Origin of the sequence: Kineococcus gypseus (genome assembly GCF_050871305.1) — a bacterium.
Taxonomy (GTDB): domain Bacteria; phylum Actinomycetota; class Actinomycetes; order Actinomycetales; family Kineococcaceae; genus Kineococcus; species Kineococcus gypseus.
Map to the genome: position 1 here is coordinate 126,070 of NZ_JBJLRD010000001.1, position 19,191 is coordinate 145,260.

Annotated in this window: 20 protein-coding genes; 14 read left to right on the forward strand and 6 right to left on the reverse strand. The window is 77.1% G+C overall.

Annotated elements, in window-relative coordinates:
• Window positions 1-87: 87 nt before the first annotated feature.
• The 7 genes from glyA to ACRYMN_RS00605 all read left to right on the forward strand — a co-directional run bounded on the left by glyA (window position 88) and on the right by ACRYMN_RS00605 (window position 5,756).
• On the forward strand, window positions 88-1,392 hold the full coding sequence (glyA, locus tag ACRYMN_RS00575) for a serine hydroxymethyltransferase (RefSeq protein WP_432490889.1): 1,305 nt from the start codon (window positions 88-90) through the stop codon (window positions 1,390-1,392).
• A complete protein-coding gene (locus tag ACRYMN_RS00580) occupies window positions 1,389-2,276 on the forward strand; it encodes a bifunctional methylenetetrahydrofolate dehydrogenase/methenyltetrahydrofolate cyclohydrolase (protein WP_432490890.1) in 888 nt (295 codons plus the stop codon). Before glyA ends, ACRYMN_RS00580 begins: the two co-directional genes overlap by 4 nt.
• An 88-nt stretch (window positions 2,277-2,364) precedes the next feature.
• Entirely contained in the window at window positions 2,365-2,784 is a 420-nt protein-coding gene (locus ACRYMN_RS00585; protein WP_432490891.1) for a PPOX class F420-dependent oxidoreductase, read from the forward strand.
• A gap of 27 nt (window positions 2,785-2,811) precedes the next feature.
• On the forward strand, window positions 2,812-3,276 hold the full coding sequence (locus tag ACRYMN_RS00590) for a hypothetical protein (protein WP_432490892.1): 465 nt from the start codon (window positions 2,812-2,814) through the stop codon (window positions 3,274-3,276).
• Between the two features lie 186 nt (window positions 3,277-3,462).
• Window positions 3,463-4,317: a formate/nitrite transporter family protein gene (locus tag ACRYMN_RS00595; protein ID WP_432490893.1), complete on the forward strand. Its 855-nt coding sequence runs from the start codon at window positions 3,463-3,465 to the stop codon at window positions 4,315-4,317.
• A gap of 64 nt (window positions 4,318-4,381) precedes the next feature.
• Window positions 4,382-4,831, forward strand: a complete 450-nt coding sequence (gene cynS, locus ACRYMN_RS00600; RefSeq protein ID WP_432490894.1) for a cyanase — start codon at window positions 4,382-4,384, stop codon at window positions 4,829-4,831.
• A gap of 118 nt (window positions 4,832-4,949) precedes the next feature.
• On the forward strand, window positions 4,950-5,756 hold the full coding sequence (locus tag ACRYMN_RS00605) for an exodeoxyribonuclease III (protein ID WP_432490895.1): 807 nt from the start codon (window positions 4,950-4,952) through the stop codon (window positions 5,754-5,756).
• Here ACRYMN_RS00605 and ACRYMN_RS00610 read toward each other — a convergent pair.
• The 3 genes from ACRYMN_RS00610 to ACRYMN_RS00620 form a co-directional block, all read right to left on the reverse strand.
• Window positions 5,744-6,205 carry a DoxX family protein gene (locus tag ACRYMN_RS00610; RefSeq protein WP_432490896.1) on the reverse strand — a complete coding sequence of 154 codons (462 nt, stop codon included), beginning with the start codon at window positions 6,203-6,205 and terminating at the stop codon, window positions 5,744-5,746. The two genes, ACRYMN_RS00605 and ACRYMN_RS00610, sit on opposite strands and share 13 nt — an antisense overlap.
• A 101-nt stretch (window positions 6,206-6,306) precedes the next feature.
• Complete coding sequence (locus ACRYMN_RS00615) at window positions 6,307-6,477, reverse strand: hypothetical protein (RefSeq protein WP_432490897.1); 171 nt, start codon at window positions 6,475-6,477, stop codon at window positions 6,307-6,309.
• Window positions 6,474-7,247 carry a DUF1353 domain-containing protein gene (locus ACRYMN_RS00620; RefSeq protein ID WP_432490898.1) on the reverse strand — a complete coding sequence of 258 codons (774 nt, stop codon included), beginning with the start codon at window positions 7,245-7,247 and terminating at the stop codon, window positions 6,474-6,476. The genes ACRYMN_RS00615 and ACRYMN_RS00620 overlap by 4 nt, the downstream gene beginning before the upstream one ends.
• Window positions 7,248-7,566: 319 nt before the next feature.
• Between ACRYMN_RS00620 and ACRYMN_RS00625 the strand changes: the two genes are divergently transcribed.
• The 6 genes from ACRYMN_RS00625 to ACRYMN_RS00650 all read left to right on the forward strand — a co-directional run bounded on the left by ACRYMN_RS00625 (window position 7,567) and on the right by ACRYMN_RS00650 (window position 13,540).
• A complete protein-coding gene (locus ACRYMN_RS00625; RefSeq protein WP_432490899.1) occupies window positions 7,567-9,108 on the forward strand; it encodes an MFS transporter in 1,542 nt (513 codons plus the stop codon).
• Window positions 9,105-9,716 carry a universal stress protein gene (locus ACRYMN_RS00630; protein WP_432490900.1) on the forward strand — a complete coding sequence of 204 codons (612 nt, stop codon included), beginning with the start codon at window positions 9,105-9,107 and terminating at the stop codon, window positions 9,714-9,716. Before ACRYMN_RS00625 ends, ACRYMN_RS00630 begins: the two co-directional genes overlap by 4 nt.
• A gap of 135 nt (window positions 9,717-9,851) precedes the next feature.
• Window positions 9,852-10,808, forward strand: coding sequence for an ABC transporter ATP-binding protein (locus ACRYMN_RS00635; protein ID WP_432490901.1), 957 nt, complete (start codon window positions 9,852-9,854; stop codon window positions 10,806-10,808).
• Entirely contained in the window at window positions 10,801-11,715 is a 915-nt protein-coding gene (locus ACRYMN_RS00640; RefSeq protein ID WP_432490902.1) for a hypothetical protein, read from the forward strand. Before ACRYMN_RS00635 ends, ACRYMN_RS00640 begins: the two co-directional genes overlap by 8 nt.
• Complete coding sequence (locus ACRYMN_RS00645) at window positions 11,712-12,680, forward strand: ABC transporter ATP-binding protein (protein WP_432490903.1); 969 nt, start codon at window positions 11,712-11,714, stop codon at window positions 12,678-12,680. The genes ACRYMN_RS00640 and ACRYMN_RS00645 overlap by 4 nt, the downstream gene beginning before the upstream one ends.
• Window positions 12,677-13,540 carry an ABC transporter permease subunit gene (locus tag ACRYMN_RS00650; RefSeq protein ID WP_432490904.1) on the forward strand — a complete coding sequence of 288 codons (864 nt, stop codon included), beginning with the start codon at window positions 12,677-12,679 and terminating at the stop codon, window positions 13,538-13,540. Before ACRYMN_RS00645 ends, ACRYMN_RS00650 begins: the two co-directional genes overlap by 4 nt.
• Window positions 13,541-13,576: 36 nt before the next feature.
• Here ACRYMN_RS00650 and galK read toward each other — a convergent pair whose 3' ends face one another.
• From galK to ACRYMN_RS00665, 3 genes are all read right to left on the reverse strand, one after another.
• Window positions 13,577-14,791, reverse strand: a complete 1,215-nt coding sequence (gene galK / locus ACRYMN_RS00655) for a galactokinase (protein ID WP_432490905.1) — start codon at window positions 14,789-14,791, stop codon at window positions 13,577-13,579.
• On the reverse strand, window positions 14,788-15,888 hold the full coding sequence (galT, locus tag ACRYMN_RS00660) for a galactose-1-phosphate uridylyltransferase (protein WP_432490918.1): 1,101 nt from the start codon (window positions 15,886-15,888) through the stop codon (window positions 14,788-14,790). Before galT ends, galK begins: the two co-directional genes overlap by 4 nt.
• Before the next feature lie 107 nt (window positions 15,889-15,995).
• The gene (locus tag ACRYMN_RS00665) at window positions 15,996-16,832 is read right to left on the reverse strand and encodes a DeoR/GlpR family DNA-binding transcription regulator (protein ID WP_432490906.1); all 837 of its coding nucleotides are present in this window, start codon (window positions 16,830-16,832) and stop codon (window positions 15,996-15,998) included.
• A 170-nt stretch (window positions 16,833-17,002) separates the two neighbouring features.
• On the opposite strand from ACRYMN_RS00665, the gene ACRYMN_RS00670 reads away from it, so the two are divergent.
• On the forward strand, window positions 17,003-19,191 hold a 2,189-nt coding region (locus ACRYMN_RS00670), incomplete at its 3' end, for a glycoside hydrolase family 2 TIM barrel-domain containing protein (protein ID WP_432490907.1).

The following is a 19,191-nucleotide window of genomic DNA, read 5'->3' on the forward strand; positions in this document are numbered from 1 at the left end:
GCGCCCCCGCGGGCGGTGCCCGCCGTTCACGGGGTCGTCCGCCTGGGCCTCGCGTCGACACCGCCGCCCGAGCCCGAGGAGCGCACCGTGACCGACGTCCTGCCCACCCCCACCGCGAGCGCCGGGGTCACCGACCGGCCGCTGTCCGAGGTCGACCCGGAGATCGCCGCCGTCCTGGACGCCGAGCTGGGCCGCCAGCGCGACACGCTGGAGATGATCGCCAGCGAGAACTTCGCCCCGCGCGCGGTCCTGCAGGCGCAGGGCTCGGTGCTGACGAACAAGTACGCAGAGGGCTACCCGGGCAAGCGCTACTACGGCGGCTGCGAGCACGTCGACGTGGCCGAGGAGCTGGCCCGCACCCGCGCCAGGGAGCTCTTCGGCGCCGAGCACGCCAACGTCCAGCCGCACTCCGGCGCCAGCGCGAACGCCGCGGCCATGCACGCCTTCATCCGCGGCGGCGACGGCATCCTGGGCCTGGAGCTGGCCCACGGCGGCCACCTCACCCACGGCATGAAGATCAACTTCTCGGGCCGCATGTACGACGTGTCCTCCTACGGCGTGGACCCGAAGACCTTCCGCGTGGACATGGACGTCGTGCGCGCCACCGCCCTGTCGGCGCGCCCCAAGCTGATCATCGCGGGCTGGTCGGCGTACCCGCGCCAGCTGGACTTCGCCGCGTTCCGCGAGATCGCCGACGAGGTCGGTGCCCACCTCATGGTCGACATGGCCCACTTCGCCGGCCTGGTGGCCGCCGGGCTGCACCCCTCCCCGGTGCCGCACGCCCACGTGGTGACCTCCACGGTGCACAAGACCCTCGCCGGCCCGCGCTCGGGCCTGATCCTTACCACGGGCGAGTGGGCCAAGAAGGTCGACTCGGCGGTCTTCCCCGGCCAGCAGGGCGGCCCGCTCATGCACGTCGTGGCGGCCAAGGCGGTGGCGTTCAAGGTCGCCGGCAGCGAGGAGTTCCGCGAGCGCCAGCAGCGCACCCTGGAGGGCGCGAAGATCGTCGCCGAGCGCCTGACCGCGCCCGACGTGGCCGGCGCCGGCGTCTCCGTCCTGACCGGCGGCACCGACGTGCACCTGGTGCTGGTGGACCTGCGCGACTCCCAGCTGGACGGCCAGCAGGCCGAGGACCGCCTGCACGAGGTCGGCATCACGGTCAACCGCAACGCGGTGCCCTTCGACCCGCGCCCGCCGATGGTCACCTCCGGCCTGCGCATCGGCACCCCGGCGCTGGCCACCCGCGGCTTCGGCGCCGAGGAGTTCACCGAGGTCGCCGACGTCATCGCCCAGGCGCTCAAGCCCACCTTCGACGCCGAGGCGCTGCGCGCGCGCGTGGCCCGCCTGACCGAGCGCTTCCCGCTGTACCCGGCCGCGGAGACCTTCGCGTGAGCGCGGTCGTCCTCGACGGCCGGGCCGCCGCGGCGGCGGTCAAGGCCGATCTGAAGGAGCGCGTGGCGGTGCTGCGCGAGCGCGGCGTCGTGCCGGGCCTGGGCACCGTGCTGGTCGGCGACGACCCCGGCTCGGCGTCGTACGTGCGCGGCAAGCACCGCGACTGCGCCGAGGTGGGCATCGAGTCGATCCAGGTGGAGCTGCCGGCCACGGCCACCCAGGGCGAGATCGAGGCCGAGGTCGCGCAGCTGAACGCCGACCCGGCGTGCACGGGGTTCATCGTGCAGCTGCCGCTGCCGTCGGGCGTGGACGCCAACCGCGTGCTGGAAGCGGTGGACCCGGCCAAGGACGCCGACGGCCTGCACCCGACGAACCTGGGCCGGCTGGTGCTGCGGGTGCGCGAGGAGATCACCTCCCCGCTGCCGTGCACCCCGCGCGGGGTGATCGACCTGCTGCTGCGCCACGACGTGCCCCTGGACGGCGCGGAGGTCGTCGTCGTGGGCCGCGGCGTGACGGTGGGCCGCCCGATCGGGCTGCTGCTGACCCGCCGGCACCCCAACGCCACCGTGACGCTGTGCCACACCGGCACCCGCGACCTGGCCTCGCACCTGCGCCGGGCCGACGTCGTCGTCGCCGCCGCGGGCGTGCCGGGCCTGGTGACCCGCGACGTCGTCAAGCCGGGCGCCGCGGTGCTCGACGTGGGCGTCTCGCGCGTGCTGGACCCGGCCACCGGGAAGGCGAAGCTCACCGGCGACGTCGCCCTCGACGTCGCCGAGGTCGCCGGCTTCGTCGCCCCCAACCCCGGCGGGGTGGGGCCGATGACGCGCGCGCTGCTGCTGACGAACGTCGTCGAGTCCGCCGAGCGGGCCGCCGGCCTGCGCTGAGACCGGCGCGGCCCCCGTGCCGCGCGGCCGTCGTGCCCGGGGGCAGCGGTCCCTGGGCACGGCGGCGCCGCGGGCCTACCCTGCCCGCGTGAGCGCCACGTGGCCCGAGGGGCTCGGGCAGTCCAAGTGCGTCCTGCTGACGACGTTCACGCGCGACGGCCGCCCGAAGCCGACGCCCGTGTGGTTCACCCTCGACGGCGAGCGCCTGCTCGTCTACACCGAGCCGGGCAGCTGGAAGGTCAGGCGGCTGCGGCACACCCCGCAGGTGCGGGTGCGCGCGTGCACGCTGCGCGGGCGGCCCACCGGCCCGGAGGTCGAGGCGCGCGCCCGCCTGCTGGACGAGCAGGAGGCGCAGGCGGTGCTGCGCGCGGTGCTGGGCCGCTACCCGGTGGCCGGGCGGTTCTTCCGCCTGACCACGCGCCTGTCGCGGGCGCGCACCGAGCTGCTGCGCCACCCGGCGGGCATCGAGGTCGTCCTGCCCGGCACCGCCCGACCCGCCACCGCCTGACCCGCCGCCCGTCCCGAGGAGCCCGTCGTGCCGCTGCCGGCCAGCCACCCCCACCCGCGCTACGGCGTCAGCGGCTACCGCGAGGACGAGGTGGACGGGCGCATGTCGTGGTCGTGCGAGCTGCTGCGCCACGGGCAGGGCTTCGGGCTCGTCGGCGGGGAGGACGACGGCCCGCACCGCTACACCTTCACCGACGAGGCGCGCGGCGAGGAGTTCCTGGCCGCCGCCCGCGCGCTGCACCCCGACGCGGCCGCCCCCGCCGACGTCCTGGTCGACGAGCTGCTGACGGTCCGGCAGATGAACGCCCTGGACCAGGTCGCCTACTGCTTCGACGAGGACCGCTTCGAGGAGTCCGGCGAGCACCGCGTCGCCGACCCCGGGCTCACGTTCGAGCAGGTCCGCGAGCTGCTGGCCACCCGCTACGCCGCGCACCACCCGCGGGTGTGGGACAGGACCCGCTCGGCGATGGTGCCGGTCGCACCCGCGGACTGAGCGCCGCCCGCACCGCCCGGCGCTGCCCGCGCCCCTCACCGCCCGCGCGCCGCGGCGTGAGCGCGATGTGATCCGCCCGACACGAGGGCCTGACCACGGCGAAACACGCGGCGGGCACGCTCGTGCCGAGCCCCCGCCCCCGCGGGCCGCGCCGCGCGGCCCGCCGACCCCCCGGGAACGAGTGCCGTGTCCTACGTGAGCCCCTCCGACTTCGTCACGAAGATGATCGACGCGGGTCAGTCCAAGGTCCTGATGGCGACCCGCGACACCCTCGTGCGCTCGTACATGGCCGGCGCGATCCTCGCGCTGGCCGCGGCCTTCGCCGTGACCGTCACCGTCCAGACGGGCAACGCCCTCGTCGGGGCGCTGCTCTTCCCCGTCGGGTTCTCCATCCTGTACCTGCTCGGGTTCGACCTGCTCACGGGCGTGTTCACCCTCGTGCCCCTGGCCCTCATCGACCGCCGCCCCGGCGTGACGTGGGCGTCGATGCTGCGCAACTGGGGCCTGGTGTTCACCGGCAACCTCGCCGGTGCGCTGACGGTCGCGGTGATGATGTCGATCGTGGTCACCTTCGGGTTCTCGGTGGAGCCCAACGAGGTCGGCCAGCGCCTCGGCGAGATCGGCGAGGCGCGCACCCTCGGGTACGCCGAGCACGGCGCCGCCGGGATGCTCACGCTGTTCGTGCGCGGCGTGCTGTGCAACTGGATGGTCTCCACCGGCGTGGTCGGCGCGATGCTCTCCACCAACGTCTCCGGCAAGGTCATCGCGATGTGGATGCCCATCATCGTGTTCTTCTACATGGGCTTCGAGCACTCGGTCGTCAACATGTTCCTCTTCCCCTCGGGGCTGCTGCTGGGCGGGGAGTTCTCGCTGGGCGACTACCTGGTGTGGAACGAGATCCCCACCGTCGTGGGCAACCTCGTCGGCGGCCTGACGTTCGTGGGCCTGGCCCTGTACAGCACCCACGCCCGCACCGGGCGCCCGCGCGCCGTGCCGGCCCAGGCCGGCGTGCGCGACGAGGTCCCCGCCGCCGCGCGGTGACGCCCGGGCACCTGCGACGCCCGAGGAACCCCCGACACCCCCGACACCCCCGACGGAGGACCGCGTGACCCCTGTGACGACGAAGGCCGAGGCCGGTGCGGCGGTGCGCGCCGCGCGCGTGCGCGCCGGGCTGAGCTGGGCGCGGATCGCCGAGGAGCTCGGCGCACCGGTGGTGTGGACCACCGCCGCGCTGCTCGGCCAGCACCCGATGACCGCCGAGCAGGCCCGGCTGGCGGGCAAGCTGCTGGACCTGGACGAGGACGTCGTGACGGCCCTGCAGGACCAGCCGTACCGCGGCTCGGACCCCGCGCTGGTCTCCGACCCGACGATCTACCGCTTCCACGAGGCGCTGTCGGTGTACGGCCCGGCGCTGAAGGAGCTCATCCACGAGGAGTTCGGCGACGGGATCATGAGCGCCATCAACTTCAAGCTGGACATCGCCCGCCGCCCCGACCCCGACGGCGACCGCGTCGTAGTGACCTTCGACGGCAAGTTCCTGGACTACAAGTGGTGAGCTGCACCGGGCGTTGACCGGTCCCGGGCGCTGAGCCGCCCGCGGCCGCGACGGGGCCGCCCCCGGCAGGTGCCGGGGGCGGCCCCGTCGCGTCGGTGGGCACCGGCAGGATGGGCCCGTGCTGACCGTCGCCACCGTCAACGTCAACGGCGTCCGCGCCGCCGTGCGCCGCGGCATGGCCGCCTGGCTCGCCGAGCGCGACCCGGACGTGCTGTGCCTGCAGGAGGTGCGCGCCCCCGACGAGGTGCTCGTCGCGCTGCTGGAGGAGGCCCTGGGCGACGGCTGGCACGTCGCGCACCGCGAGCCCACCGACGCCGGCACCAAGGGCCGCGCCGGCGTGGCGGTGGCCACGCGCCTGCCGGTGGGGGAGCAGCGCGCCGACCTGCACCCGCGCTTCGACGGCGCCGGCCGCTGGGTGGAGCTGGACGTCGAGACGCCGGCCGGCACGGTGACCGTCGTGTCGGTGTACGTGCACACCGGCGAGGCGGGCACCCCCAAGCAGGACGACAAGACCGCCTTCCTCGACGCGGTGACCGCCCGGCTGGAGCAGCTGCGCGCCGCCGGCGGGCACGCCCTCGTGTGCGGCGACTACAACGTCGCCCACCGGGAGGAGGACATCAGGAACTGGAGTGGCAACCTGAAGAAGGCCGGCTTCCTGCCCGAGGAGCGCGCCTACTACGACCGCTGGTTCCAGGGCGGCTGGGTCGACGTCGTGCGCTCGCTGCACCCGGGCGTGGAGGGGCCCTACTCCTGGTGGAGCTGGCGCGGGCAGGCCTTCGACCGCGACACCGGCTGGAGGATCGACCTGCAGGTGGCCACCGCCGAGCTGGCCGCGCGGGCGCGCAGCGCCGCGGTGGACCGCGCGCCCTCCTACGCGGAGCGCTTCAGCGACCACGCGCCCGTGGTCGTCACCTACGACGTGTGAGGCGCGCCCGCCCGGCGGGCGGCGCAGCGCTCGCGCCACGCCCGCCGGGCGTCGGTGGCCCACAGCGCCCACACCACCAGCAGCGGCTGGAACAGCAGCCGCACGGCGCGGGCGGCGTCGGTGTCCAGCCCGAACGCGTCCGTGCGGGTCAGCAGCTGCGAGACGTTGCCGGGGAACACCGCCACGAAGAACGCCGCCACCACGGCCCCGGTGAGGGCGCGGGCGGGCCGCCTCCAGAGGGCCAGCAGCGCCGCGCCCAGGACCAGCTCCACGACGCCGGAGGCGACGACGACGAGGTCCGCCTCCAGCGGCAGCCACGGCGGCACCTGCGCCCGGAACTCGCGCCGCAGCGTCGTCAGGTGGCCCGTGCCGGCGGCCACCAGGACCAGCCCCAGGGCGGCCTGCGCGGCGGCGCGCGCGGTCCCGGCGGCGCGGTGGGGGACGGGCACGGCACCTCCGGATCGGCGGGCGGGACGTGGGCCGCTCCCAGTGGACACCGGCCCGGCGCCGCGGGCCAGCGAGGAGCGGGCTGGGCGGGGTGGCGGGCGCCTCAGCGCGCCAGCGCCACCGTCGCCGCCACGACCCCCAGGACGGCCGCCGCCACCGCGGCCCAGCGCAGCGCGCGGGCGGGCCGGCCGCTGGTGAGGGCGTCGGCGGCGGCGAAGCCGGTGGAGACCAGCACCACGCCCACGGTCACGTGCAGCAGGAACGCCGCCGTCACCCCGGCCACCGCGGCCGCGCGCCAGCGCCGCCCCCACAGCGCCGCCCCCACAGCGGCGCCGGCAGCAGCGGCACCACCAGCGCCGCCAGGGCGCCGGTGCCCAGCTCGGCCCACCACGGCCGCGCGCCCATCCACGGCAGCACGTCGGCCACGTCGAAGAGGTCCACGGTGGCCAGCGTGCCCAGCACCAGGACCACCGCGGCGGTGACGGCCGCCGCCAGCCAGGCCCGCCAGGTCCGGCGCAGCGGCCCCACCAGGGCCGTCCACAGCGACACCCCCGCCCACATCACGCCGCGCCGCAGCCGCGTCACCCCCAGGTCGCGCAGGGCGCGGCGGAACAGCGCGTCCGCCTCGACGCGGTCCACCGGGGCGGCGGCCAGGTAGGAGGCCGGCCCGTCGGAGCCGGCGACCAGGCCGTCGTGCACGAGAGCGGCGGGCAGGTGCCGGCCGGTGGTCGGCACCAGCCAGTTCAGGAACACCGGCACCGAGGTCAGGTCCGTGGAGAAGCCCGCCGGGTCCGCGGGCACCACGACGGGGCCGACCCGCGCGTCCCAGTAGCCGATCGGCTCGGGCACGCGGAACCGCTCGTGCCCGCCCGCCGCGAGGTAGCGGCGCAGCTCCACCTCCCCGGTCCACGGCACCTCCGGGCGCGCCGGGTCGAAGAACCCGCTGCGCCGCAGGTGCGCCGGCCGGCGCGCGGGCAGGCGCGGCCCGGTCCCCGCCGGTGGCGGTGGCGGCGGTGGTGGCGGCGGCGGCGGGCAGGGCGGCACGCCCGGAACGCTGCCACGCGCGCTCGCGCGCGGCACGCCCGCCCCCCGGCGGGGGGACGTGCCGGGGTGGGCCGCCACGAACAGGTTCCCCCGGCGAACTCTCGCCGCGCGCCGCGCGGCGCGCGGTGGTAGACCGGACCGGCTGGCGCGGTGGTGAACCAGCCGCGGCCCCGGCGCACCGCTGCGCGCGGGCGCGGGAGCACCGCTCAGCGAACCCTCGTCGATCTGGAGCGACAGCGATGCACAAACCCTCGCGAGACGCCCGCACCCCGCGCACCCGCCCCGCGGTGCCGGCCCGGCCGCACCCGGGAGCCCGGTCGTGACCGCCCCCACCGGTGGCCGGGCGCCGGTCACCGTCCGCAGCACCGTCCCCGCGCGCATCGACCGCCTGCCGTGGACGCAGTTCCACTGGCTCGTGGTCGTCGGCCTGGGCGTGTCCTGGATCCTCGACGGCCTGGAGATCCAGATCGTCGCCCTCAACGGCGCGGCCCTGACCCACGAGGAGGGCGGGCTGAGCCTGAGCACCGGTGAGGTCGGCGCCCTGGGGTCGGCCTACCTGGCCGGGCAGGTCGTCGGTGCGCTGGTGTTCGGGCGCCTGACCGACAGGCTGGGCCGGCGCAAGCTGTTCATCCTCACGCTGCTCATCTACCTCGTCGGCAGCGGCCTGGGCGGTTTCGCGTGGGACTTCTGGTCCCTGGCGGTGTTCCGGTTCATCGCCGGCACCGGCATCGGCGGCGAGTACACCGCCATCAACTCCGCCATCGACGAGCTCATCCCCTCGCACTACCGCGGCCGCGTCGACATCGCCGTCAACGGCACCTACTGGGCGGGCGCGCTCATCGGCAACATCGCCGGGCTGTACCTGTACTCCGAGTCCGTCCCGGTGCAGTGGGGCTGGCGGATCGGTTTCTTCATCGGCCCGCTGCTCGGCCTCGTCGTCATCTTCCTGCGCCGGCACATCCCCGAGAGCCCGCGGTGGCTGGTCACCCACGGCCGCGCCGAGGAGGCCGAGCGCACCATCGAGGACATCGAGGAACGGGTGCGCCACTCCGGCGCGCACCTCGAGCCGGTGCCGGAGTCCAAGGCGCTGGAGATCGAGGAGCTGCCGCCGCTGGGTTTCCGGCAGCTGACGAGGACGTTCTTCGGCACCTACCCCAAGCGCTCCCTGCTGGGTTTCACCATGATGGTGACGCAGTCGTTCCTGTACAACGCCATCTTCTTCACGTACGCGCTGGTGCTGACGACGTTCTACGGGATCGACCAGGGCAGCGTGCCGTGGTACTTCATCCCGTTCGCGTTCGGCAACCTGCTCGGCCCGCTGGTGCTCGGCCCGCTGTTCGACACGATCGGCCGCCGCAAGATGATCTTCGCCACCTACGGCGGTTCGGGCCTGCTGCTGTTCATCACCGCGTTCCTGTTCAACGCCCAGGTGCTCGGTGCGGTCTCCCAGACGGTCCTGTGGTGCGTCATCTTCTTCTTCGCCTCCGCGGGCGCGTCGTCGGCGTACCTGACCGTCAGCGAGATCTTCCCGCTGGAACTGCGCGGGCAGGCCATCTCGTACTTCTTCGCCATCTCCCAGGGCGCCGGCGGGGTCGTCGCGCCGTGGCTGTTCGGCCGGCTCATCGACGCGGCTGGCGGCGAGGACGCCGAGGTGCTCAACACGGTCCCCCTGATGTGGGGCTACGTCATCGGCGCGCTGATGATGATGACCGGCGGCGTCGTCGCCCGCGTCATCGGCGTCGACGCCGAGCGCAAGTCGCTGGAGGACATCGCCACCCCGCTCTCGGCCGCCGGCGTCCCCGCCGGGGGCACCACCGGGGACGCCACCGGGGGCACCGCCTCCGGCCGGCGGTCGCGGTGAGCACCGAGCCGGGCGCCGAGGAGGAGGCGGGCGCCGCCCGCCCCGTGCCGGTCCTCGTCGTCGGCGTCAGCCGCCGCACCGGCTCGCCCTCGGCGCTGCGCTGGGCCGAGCAGGAGGCCGAGCACCGCGGCGGGCGGGTGCGCGCGGTGCTGGCGTGGCGCCCGCCGCGCGCGCCGGCCGTCGCGAGCGGCCGACCCCCGGCCGTGCCGAGCACGGGCGCGGCCGACCCGCAGGCCGAGGCCGAGGAGCAGCTCGCCGGGTTCGTCGCCGCCGCGCTGGGCGAGGGGGGCGCCGCGGGGGCCGTCGAGCGGCTGGCCGTGCAGGGCGCGCCGCGCGCGGTGCTGCTGCGGCAGTCGCGCGAGGCGGACCTGCTGGTGCTGGACTCCCCGCGCTCCTCGAAGCTGTCCACGCCCGGGGCGAAGCTGCTCGCCCCGCAGCTGGTGTTCTCCTGCGCCTGCCCGGTGGTCGTCATGCCGCCGCCGGTGGAGGAGGGGGTGTCCCGGACCCGGCGCGCCACCCGGCGCCTGGGGCGGGCGGCGGCCTCCGCGGTCGCCGCCGCCGGCCGCCCGGGCCTGCCCCCGCGCCCGCCGGCCGCAGACGGCGGGTGAGCGGCGCGGGCCGAGCCGCACGCGGCGGGCGGCGCCGCCGGCGCCGCCCGCCCGGGCACCCCTGGCCGATCCGCTGACGCGGGGTACGACCTGGGGACGACTCGCCGCGGGGTGCCGGGGTGGTTGTCTGTCGCCGTGGACAGCGGCGCGGGGGCGGACGGCCCGGCGGGGATCGAGTGCAGCGGGCTGGGCAAGAGCTTCGGCGCGGTGCGCGCGCTGGACGACCTGACGGTCTCCTTCACCGCGCCCGCCACCGGGCTGCTGGGCGCCAACGGCGCCGGCAAGTCCACGTTCATGCGCGCGGCGCTGGGCCTGGTGCGCCCGGACTCCGGCTCGCTGCGGGTGCTGGGCCTGGACGCGGCGCGTCGGCGCGCCGAGGTGCGCCGCCGGGTGGGGTACATGCCCGAGCACCCGTGCCTGCCCGGTGACATGTCCGCGCAGGAGGTGTGCGTGCACCTGGCGCGCCTGCGCGGGCTGGGCCGGCGCGACGCGGTGCGGCGCACCAGCGAGGTGCTCTTCGCCGTCGGCCTGGAGGAGGAGCGCCGCCGCCCGGTGGCCACGTACTCCCTGGGCATGCAGCAGCGCGCCAAGCTCGCCCAGGCCCTCGTGCACGGCCCGGAGCTGGTGCTGCTGGACGAGCCGACCTCCGGCCTGGACCCGGCCGGGCGCGAGGAGATGCTGGTGCTGGTGCGCCGCCTCTCGCGCGACCTGGGCGTGCGCGTGGTGACCAGCTCGCACGTGCTGGACGACGTGGAGCGCACCTGCGACGAGGTCGTGGTGCTGCGCGCCGGCGCGCTGGCCGCGCAGCGCCCCGTGGTGGTCGGGCACGACCCCGGCGGCGCCGTGCGGGTGCGCGTGAGCGGCGACGTCGCCGCCTTCGCCGCGGCGCTGGCCCCGCGCGTGGCGCCGGCGGGGGTGCGGGTGGCGCCGGCGGCGCCCGGGGAGGTCGAGCTGAGCGCCGGCACCGACGCCGCCCTGGACGCCGTGCGCGACCTGGCCGCCGAGCAGGGCCGCGCGCTGGTGCGGCTGGTGGCGGCCGGGCGGGACCTGGAGGACGTGGTGCTCGACGCGATGGGGGTGCGCGGTGGCTGAGCGGGTGGCCGGGCCGGTGGCCGGGCCGGTGGCCGGGACGGCGGGGGGCGCGCAGCCGCGCGCCGTCCTGCACGACGTGCGCTACGTGCGCTTCACCGGTGCGCTGCGCCCGCGCGCCAGCGCGGTGGCCGCGCTGACCGCGTCGGCGGTGCGCCGGCCGCTGGGGCTGGGCCGCAGCGCCGGCGCGAAGGTGTGGCCGTTCCTGCTGCTGGCGGTGGCGTACCTGCCGGCGCTGGCGGTCGTGGCGGTGCCGCTGCTGGTCCCGCAGGTGGACGTGCAGCCCACCGAGCTCATCGGCTACCCGCAGCTGCTGGCGACGAACTCCGTGGTCGTGCTGGCCTTCGTCGCCACGGCCGTGCCGACGGTGCCCACCCGCGACCGGCGCGACCGGGTGCTCTCGCTGTACTTCGCCACCGCCCTCTCGCGCGCGGAGTACGTGCTGGGGCAGGCGCTGGCCGCCGCGGCGCTGCTCGCGCTCATCGTGCTGGGGCCGCTGCTCGTGCTCTTCGTCGGCTCGATCGCCACCGCCGACGACCCCGGCGGCTGGCTGGCCGGCTCGGCCGGCGACCTGCCGCGCCTGCTGCTGGCCGCGGCGGTCGTGGTGCTGCCGCACGCCGCGCTGGGCCTGGCGCTGGCCTCGCTGACGTCGCGGCGCATCTTCGCGATCGGCGCCTACCTGGCGGTCGTGCTCGTCGGCCCGGTGCTCAGCCGGCTGCTGGCCCTGGTCGTCGGGGCCGACTGGCCGCTGGCGTTCGACCCGGCCGGCGGGCCGGTGCTGCTGGCCACCGCGGTGGTCACCGGCACCGAGCAGGCGGCCGGGTCCCTGGCGTGGGTGGTGTGGGCGGCGCTGGTCGCGGTGTGCTCGGCCGTCCTGGCCCTGCGCTACGGCCGCGGGGGCGACGCGTGAGCGCCGCGGGCGCGGCCCCCGCGCCGGGCGCGGTCGTCGAGCTGGACGGGGTCAGCCGCTGGTTCGGCGACACCGTGGCCCTCTCGGACGTGTCGCTGTCGCTGGGCCCGGGCGTCACCGGCCTGCTCGGGCACAACGGCGCGGGCAAGTCCACGGTGCTCTCCCTGCTGGCGGGCTCGGTGCGCCCCAGCCAGGGGCGGGTGCGCGTGCTCGGCGGCGACCCGCACGCCGACCCGCGCGTGCACCGGGGCCTGGGCGTGGTGCCGGACGGGGAGGGCACCTGGGGCCACGCCAGCGCCCACGCGCAGGTCGCCTTCCTGGCCCGCCAGCGCGGCGTGCGCGACCCCGGCGCGGCGGCGGCGCGGGCGCTGGAGCGGGTGGGGCTCGGCGCGGCCGCGCACCGCCGGGTGGCCGGCTTCTCCAAGGGCATGCGCCAGCGGGTGCGCCTGGCGCAGGCCCTCGTGCACGACCCGCAGGTGCTGCTGCTGGACGAGCCGTTCAACGGCCTGGACCCGGCGCAGCGGCGCGCCGACGTGGAGCTGGTGGTGGCGCTGGGCGCCGAGGGGCGCACCGTGCTGGTGTCCTCGCACGTGCTCGCCGAGGTCGAGCGCATGGCGCAGCGGGTCCTCGTCGTCGTCAACGGCCGCCTGGTCGCCGAGGGCGAGCCGGCCGCCATCCGCGACCTGCTCGTGGACCGCCCGCGCAGCGTGCACCTGGACGGCGAGCGGGTGCTGGAGCTGGCCGGGCTGCTGCTGGCCGAGGGCGTGGTGGAGTCCGTGCAGCGCGACCCGGGCGGGCGCGGCGGGGTGATGGTGCAGGCCCCGCGCGCCACCGCGCTGGCCGAGGCGGTGCCGCAGCTGGCGCGCCGGGTCGGCGCCACGCTGCGCCGGGTGGAACCGGTGGGCGAGGACCTGGAGAGCACGTTCGCGCACCTGGTGCGCCGGGCGAGGGGGGCGGGGCGGTGAGCACGGGCACGGGCACGGGTACGGGAACGACGGCCGGCGCGACGGGCACGAGCGGGACGGGCGCGGGCGGGCCGGCCGGGGCGGGGGCCGCGGTGGCGCGCGCGGGGCGCGCGGGGTTCTCCACGACGCTGCTGGGCTTCTCGCTGCGCGGGCTGCTGCTGCGCGGGCGCACCGCGGGCCTGGCCGCGCTGCCGCTGGTGGTGGCCGCGGTGGCGGTGGTGGTGCTGGCCGTCACCAGCGTCCCGGCCCGCTACGGGCTGCAGACCACCCTGGCCGGGGACCTGCTGGTGGGCCTGGTGGTGCCGATCGTGGCGCTGGTGCTGGGCACGGGCGCCTTCGGCGACGAGCGCGAGGGCGGCACCCTGCCGCTGCTGCGCGCCGTGGTGCGCCCGCGCTGGCACGTGGTGCTGGCCCGCGCGGCGGCGGCCTGGGTGGCCACCGTCGTGGTGTGCCTGCCGGCGGTGGCCGCGTGCGCGGTGGTGGGCGTCTCGATCGACCTGCCCGCCGGGGAGGTGCTGGCCGGGCTGCTGCTGGCCACGACCCTGAGCGCGGCGGCCTACTGCGGGCTGTTCGTGCTGCTCTCGCTGCTGGCGCGGCGCGGGCTGCTGGCCGGGCTGGCGTACGTGGTGCTGTGGGAGACGTTCCTGGCCGGGCTGGCCCCGGCGCTGCGGGGGCTGTCCATCGGCTCCTACGCGCGCCGCGTGGTCACCCCGGCCACGCCCGGGGACGTGCCGCTGGGCACGGTGGCCGCCTCCGGGATCGCGACCTCGGCGGTGGTGCTGGTCGCGGTGGCGCTCGTGGCGCTCGCCCTGGCGTCCTGGCGGCTGCAGCGCATGGACGTCGGCCAGGGCGGCGCCTGAGCGCCCGGACGCTCAGGCACCCCGGCGCCCCGGCGCTCAGGCGTCCCGGCCGGCCCCCGCCGAGGGTTGCGCGGCCAGGAACCGCGGCGCCCGCAGCCGCTCGCGGGCGAAGGCCGCGCCCACCGCGGCGGCCACCTCCCCGACCGCGGCGCGCTCCACGAGCGCGACCGCCGAGCCGCCGAAGCCGCCGCCGGTCATGCGCGCGGCCAGCGCCCCGGCGGCGCGGGCGGTGTCCACGGCCAGGTCCAGCTCGCGGCAGGAGACCTCGTAGTCGTGGCGCAGGGACTCGTGCGAGGCGTCGAGCAGGGGGGCGACCTCGCGCACCCGCCCCGCGCGCAGCAGGTCCGCGGTGCGCGCGACCCGCTCGATCTCGGTGACGGCGTGGCGCACGCGCCGCTGCAGCACCTCCCCGCCGCTCTCGCCGGCCAGCCGCTGCAGCGCCTCGTCGAGGTCGGCCGGGTCGAGCGCGCGCAGGTCCGGCACGCCGAGGACCCGCGCGGCGCGCTCGACGTCGGCGCGGCGCGCGCCGTACTCGCCGCCGGAGTGCGAGTGCACCGCGCGGGTGTCCACCACCAGCAGCGCCAGCCCGGCGCCGGCCAGGTCCAGCGGCAGGTGCACCACCGCGTCGTCGCGGGTGTCCAGCAGGATCGCCCCGCCCTCGCGGCAGCGCAGCGAGGCGGCCTGGTCCATGCCGCCGGTGTTCGCGCCGGCCACGACGTTCTCGGCCTGGACGCACGCCCCGGCCAGCTCCGCGCGCCCGGCGTCGTCGGTGGGCAGCTCAGCCAGGTCGGCCAGCGCGATCGCCACGGCGCACTCCAGCGCCGCCGAGGAGGACAGCCCCGCGCCCAGCGGCACGTGCCCGTCGACGACGGCGTCGAAGCCGTGCGCGGAGCCCATCGCCCACGGCACCCCGGCGACGTAGGCGGCCCACCCGGCGGGGGAGCCGGGCCCGACGTCGGCCAGCGAGCCCTCCCAGTCGGCGCCGGCCTCCTGCGCCGAGCGCACCCGCACCACGTCGTCGTGGCGGGGGCTGAGCGCGACGAAGGTGCGGTGCGGCAGCGCCAGCGGCAGGCACAGCCCGCCGGTGTAGTCCACGTGCTCGCCGACGAGGTTGACGCGCCCGGGCGCCGACCACACGCCCTCGGGCGTCTCGCCGTAGGTGGCCAGGTAGGCGTCGGCGACGGCCTCGGCGGCCGCGGCGCGCGCCGGCGCCTGGAGGAACGCGGCGGCGGGGGAGCCGGTGGTGCTCACGCGGCCACCTCCCGCAGCCGCGCGGCGACCCGCTCGGGGGTGGTGTCGTTGATCCAGGCGGCCATCGCGGACTCCGAGCCGGCCAGGTACTTCACCTTCCCGGGACCGCGCAGGACGCTGAAGACCTGCAGGTGCAGGCGCGACTCCCCGCGCCCGGTGCGCACCGGCGCCTGGTGCCAGCCGGCGACGTACGGCAGCGGGTGCTCGTCGGGGAAGTAGCGGTCCAGCCGGCCCAGCAGGTCCAGGTAGGCGGTGACGAGGTCGGAGCGCTCCGCGTCGTCGAGGGCGGGCAGGTCCGGCACGTCGCGGTGCGGGGCCAGGTGGACCTCCACGGGCCAGCGGGCGGCGGCGGGCACGTACGCCGTCCAGTGCTCGGTCTGCAGCACCACGCGGGTGCCGGCGCGGCGCTCGGCGTCGAGCACGTCGCGGAAGAGGTTGCGGCCGGTGGCCGCGCGGTGCTCGGCGGCGCGCTCCAGCGTCGTGCGCGTGCGGGGGGTCACGTACGGGTAGCCGTAGACCTGCCCGTGCGGGTGCGGCAGCGTCACGCCGATCTCCGCGCCGCGGTTCTCGAAGCAGAACACCTGCTCCACGCCGGGCACCCGCGCCAGGCCCTCGGTGCGGTCCACCCACGCCTCCACGACGGTGCGCGCGCGGTGCGGGCTGAGCGTGCCGAAGGAGCCGGAGGCCTCGCTGGTGAAGCAGACGACCTCGGTGCGCCCGGTGCCCGGGCGCACCGGCCACAGCTCCTCGCCGTCGACCAGGCCCGGCTCGCCGCCCACGCGCGTGGAGAACGACGGGAAGCGGTTCTCGAAGACCACCACGTCGTAGGAGGCCTCGGCGATCTCGGTGGGGAAGCCGCCGGGGACGGTGGGCGCCAGCGGGTCCATCTCGGGCGGGGGCATGAGGGTGCGGTCGTTGCGGTGCGAGGCCATGGCGATCCAGTCGCCGGTCAGCGGGTCGCGGCGCACCTGCGAGCCGCCGCGCACCACCTCGTCGGCCGGCGGCAGCGGCCGGTGGTCGACGGCCTCGCGCACGCGCCCGCCGGACAGCCACGGCTCGGTGTCGTCGAAGTGGATCAGCTCGCGGCCGTCGGCCATGCGCCGGGTGGTGCGGCGGAAGGCGTGGGAGCCGCTGCGGTGCAGCCCGTCGCGCGGGGCGGCCGGCGCGGCCGCGCCGGGGGTGTCCGCGCCGGGGGTGGTGGTGCTCACGGGTGCTCCTCGGGGCTGTGCTGCGGGGTCGGGGCGCTGCGGTCCGGGGCCGGTGCCGGGTCGGGGTCCGGGGCCAGCAGCAGGCGGCCGGTGCGCTCGGCGAGCACCCGGCGGGCGGCGGGGGCCAGGCCCTCGTCGCTGACGAGGACGTCGACCTCCTCCAGGGCGGCGATGGTCGTCAGGCCCACCACGCCCCACTTGGTGGCGTCGGCCACCACCACCACGGAGGCGGCGGCGGCCACGAGGGCGCGGTCGGTCTCGCCCTCGACGAGGTTGGGGGTGGTCAGCCCGGCGCGCTCGTCCACGCCGTGCACCCCCAGGAACAGGTGGTCCACGTGCAGGCCCTGCAGGCTGCGCACCGCCACCGGGCCCACCAGCGCGTCGGAGGGGGTGCGCACGCCGCCGGTGAGCACCACCGTGCGGTCGCGGCGCGCGGGCTCGTGCAGCAGCGCGGCCACCGGCGGGGAGTTCGTCACGACCGTGAGGTCGGCGACGTCGGCGAGGTGGCGCGCCACCTCCACCGTCGTGGTGCCGGCGGACAGGGCCACCGAGGCGCCCGGGCGCACCAGGGAGGCCGCCAGCGCGCCGATGGCCCGCTTCTGCGCGGTGCGCAGCGCGGACTTGGCCGCGAAGCCGGGCTCCTCGCTGCTGCGCCCGCCGGCGGCGGCGCCGCCGTGCACCCGCTCGAGCAGGCCGCGGCGCGCCAGCTCGGCGATGTCGCGGCGCACCGTCATGTCGGAGACGCCCAGGCGCGCGACGAGGTCGGACACGCGCGCGCTGCCGTCGCGGCGCACGGTCTCCAGGATGACCTCCTGGCGGCTGCGGGCGAGCACGTCAGCGCTCCCTCCGCTCGGTGCCGACCTCCCCAGGGTGCCCGCCGCGCGCTCCGGGGTCAACACGAGCGCACACGAGCCGACACCGACGGACGCGCTCGGACGCTGGATGTGTTCGCGCGTGTGCGCCCGTGGTTGACGCGGCCGCCCGGCTCCGGGAGGGTCGGGACGTGACGCACGCACCGGACGACGCCGTCCCCGCCAGGTGGTTCGAGGAGCACCTGCCCGTGCGCGGGGCGCTGCCCCCGCGCGCCCGCACCCGCAGCGACGCGCCGGAGCTCTCCCTGGACGGTCGCTGGCGCTTCCGGTACGCCGGGCGCGCCGACCTGCCGGCCGACCTGGCCGACCCCGCCCTGGACGACGCCGCGTGGGCCTCGATCACCGTGCCGGGGCACTGGCAGCTGCAGGGCTGGGGCGCGCCGGCCTACACCAACGTCACCTACCCCTTCCCCGTCGAGCCGCCGCACGTGCCCGACGAGAACCCCACCGGCGACCACCGCCGGGCGTTCACGCTGCCGGCCGGCTTCCTGGACGGGCCCGGCGCGCGGGTGGTGCTGCGCTTCGACGGGGTCGACTCCGCCTTCACCGCCTGGGTGGACGGCGTGGAGGTCGGCCGCTCCGTCGGCAGCCGCCTGGCCGTGGAGTTCGACGTCACCGCCGCCCTGCTCGCCGGCGGCGGGGCGCGCGCCGAGCACCTGCTGGCGGTGCGGGTGCACCAGTGGTCCTCCGGCAGCTACCTGGAGGACCAGGACATGTGGTGGCTCTCGGGGATCTTCCGCGGCGTCGCGCTGCTGGCGCGCCCGGCCGGCGGGGTCGAGGACGTGTTCGCGCACGCCGACTTCGACGCCGCGACCGGCCGCGGGCTGCTGCGGGTGGAGGCCACCGGCGCCGACGGCGCACCCGTGCCCGCGCGGGTGCTCGTGCCGGAACTGGGCGTGGACGCCGCCGCCGGCGAGGACGTCTCCGTGCCCGGCGTGCAGCCGTGGTCGGCGGAGGTCCCGCGCCTGTACGACGCCGAGGTCGTCACCGCCGGCGAGCGCGTCCGCCTGCGCGTGGGTTTCCGGCGCGTGGCGGTCGTGGACGGGGTCTTCACCGTCGACGGCCGGCCCGTGAAGCTGCGCGGGGTCAACCGGCACGAGTTCTCCCCCGACACCGGCCGCGCGCTCTCGGCGGCCGAGGAGCTCGCCGACGTGCTGCTCATGAAGCGCCACGGGGTCAACGCGGTGCGCACCAGCCACTACCCGCCGAACCCCCGGTTCCTGGACCTGTGCGACGAGCACGGGTTGTGGGTGGTCCTGGAGTGCGACCTGGAGACCCACGGGTTCGTGGAGCTGGGCTGGCGCGGCAACCCCTCCGACGACCCCGCGTGGGAGGGTGCCTACCTCGACCGGGTCCGCCGCACCGTCGAGCGCGACAAGAACCACCCCTCGATCGTGCTGTGGTCGCTGGGCAACGAGTCCGGCACCGGCCGCAACCTGCGCGCGATGTCGGCGTGGCTGGAGCGGCGCGACCCCTCCCGCCCGGTGCACTACGAGCACGACTGGGACAGCCCGTACGTCGACGTCTACTCGCGCATGTACGCCTCGCACGAGGAGGTCGCCGCCATCGCCCGGCGCGCGGAGGAGGCGCTGGCCGACGCCGGCGCCGACGCGCGCCGGCGCGCGATGCCGTTCCTGCTGTGCGAGTACGCGCACGCCATGGGCAACGGCCCCGGCGGCCTGGCGGAGTACCAGGAGCTCTTCGAGTCCTCCAAGCGCTGCGCGGGCGGTTTCGTGTGGGAGTGGATCGACCACGGCCTGCGCCAGCGCGACGCCGCCGGGCGCGAGCGCTTCGCCTACGGCGGCGACTTCGGCGAGGACCTGCACGACGGGAGCTTCGTCGCCGACGGGCTGCTCTTCCCCGACCGCACCCCCTCGCCCGGCCTGCTGGACCTCGCCGCGGTCGTCACCCCCGTGCGCTTCGGCGTCGAGGCGACGCCCGCCGGGGACCTGCTGCGGCTGACGAACCACCACGACGTCGTCGACCTCGCGCACGTGGCGCTGTCCTGGTCGGTGCAGGACGACGGCGTCGAGGTCGCGCGCGGGACGCTGCCCACCCCCGCGCTGGCCCCGCGCGCCTCGGCGCTGCTGGAGCTGCCCGAGGAGGTCCTCGCCCTGGACCCGGGCGCGCACGAGCGCTGGTTCACCGTCACCGCCGCCCTGGCCGCCGCGACCTCGTGGGCGCCGGCCGGCCACGTGCTCTCGCGCGGGCAGGTGCAGCTGTCCCCGGCGGCGCGGGGGGCGGCGGGGGGGGGGGGGGGGGGGGGGGGGGGGGGGGGGGGGGGGGGGGGGGGGGGGGGGGGGGGGGGGGGGGGCTGCCG

Excerpts from the sequence above, each read along its gene's own strand:
- galT (WP_432490918.1), bottom strand. The coding sequence starts at position 15,888 with ATGGCCGACGGCCGCGAGCTGATCCACTTCGACGACACCGAGCCGTGG.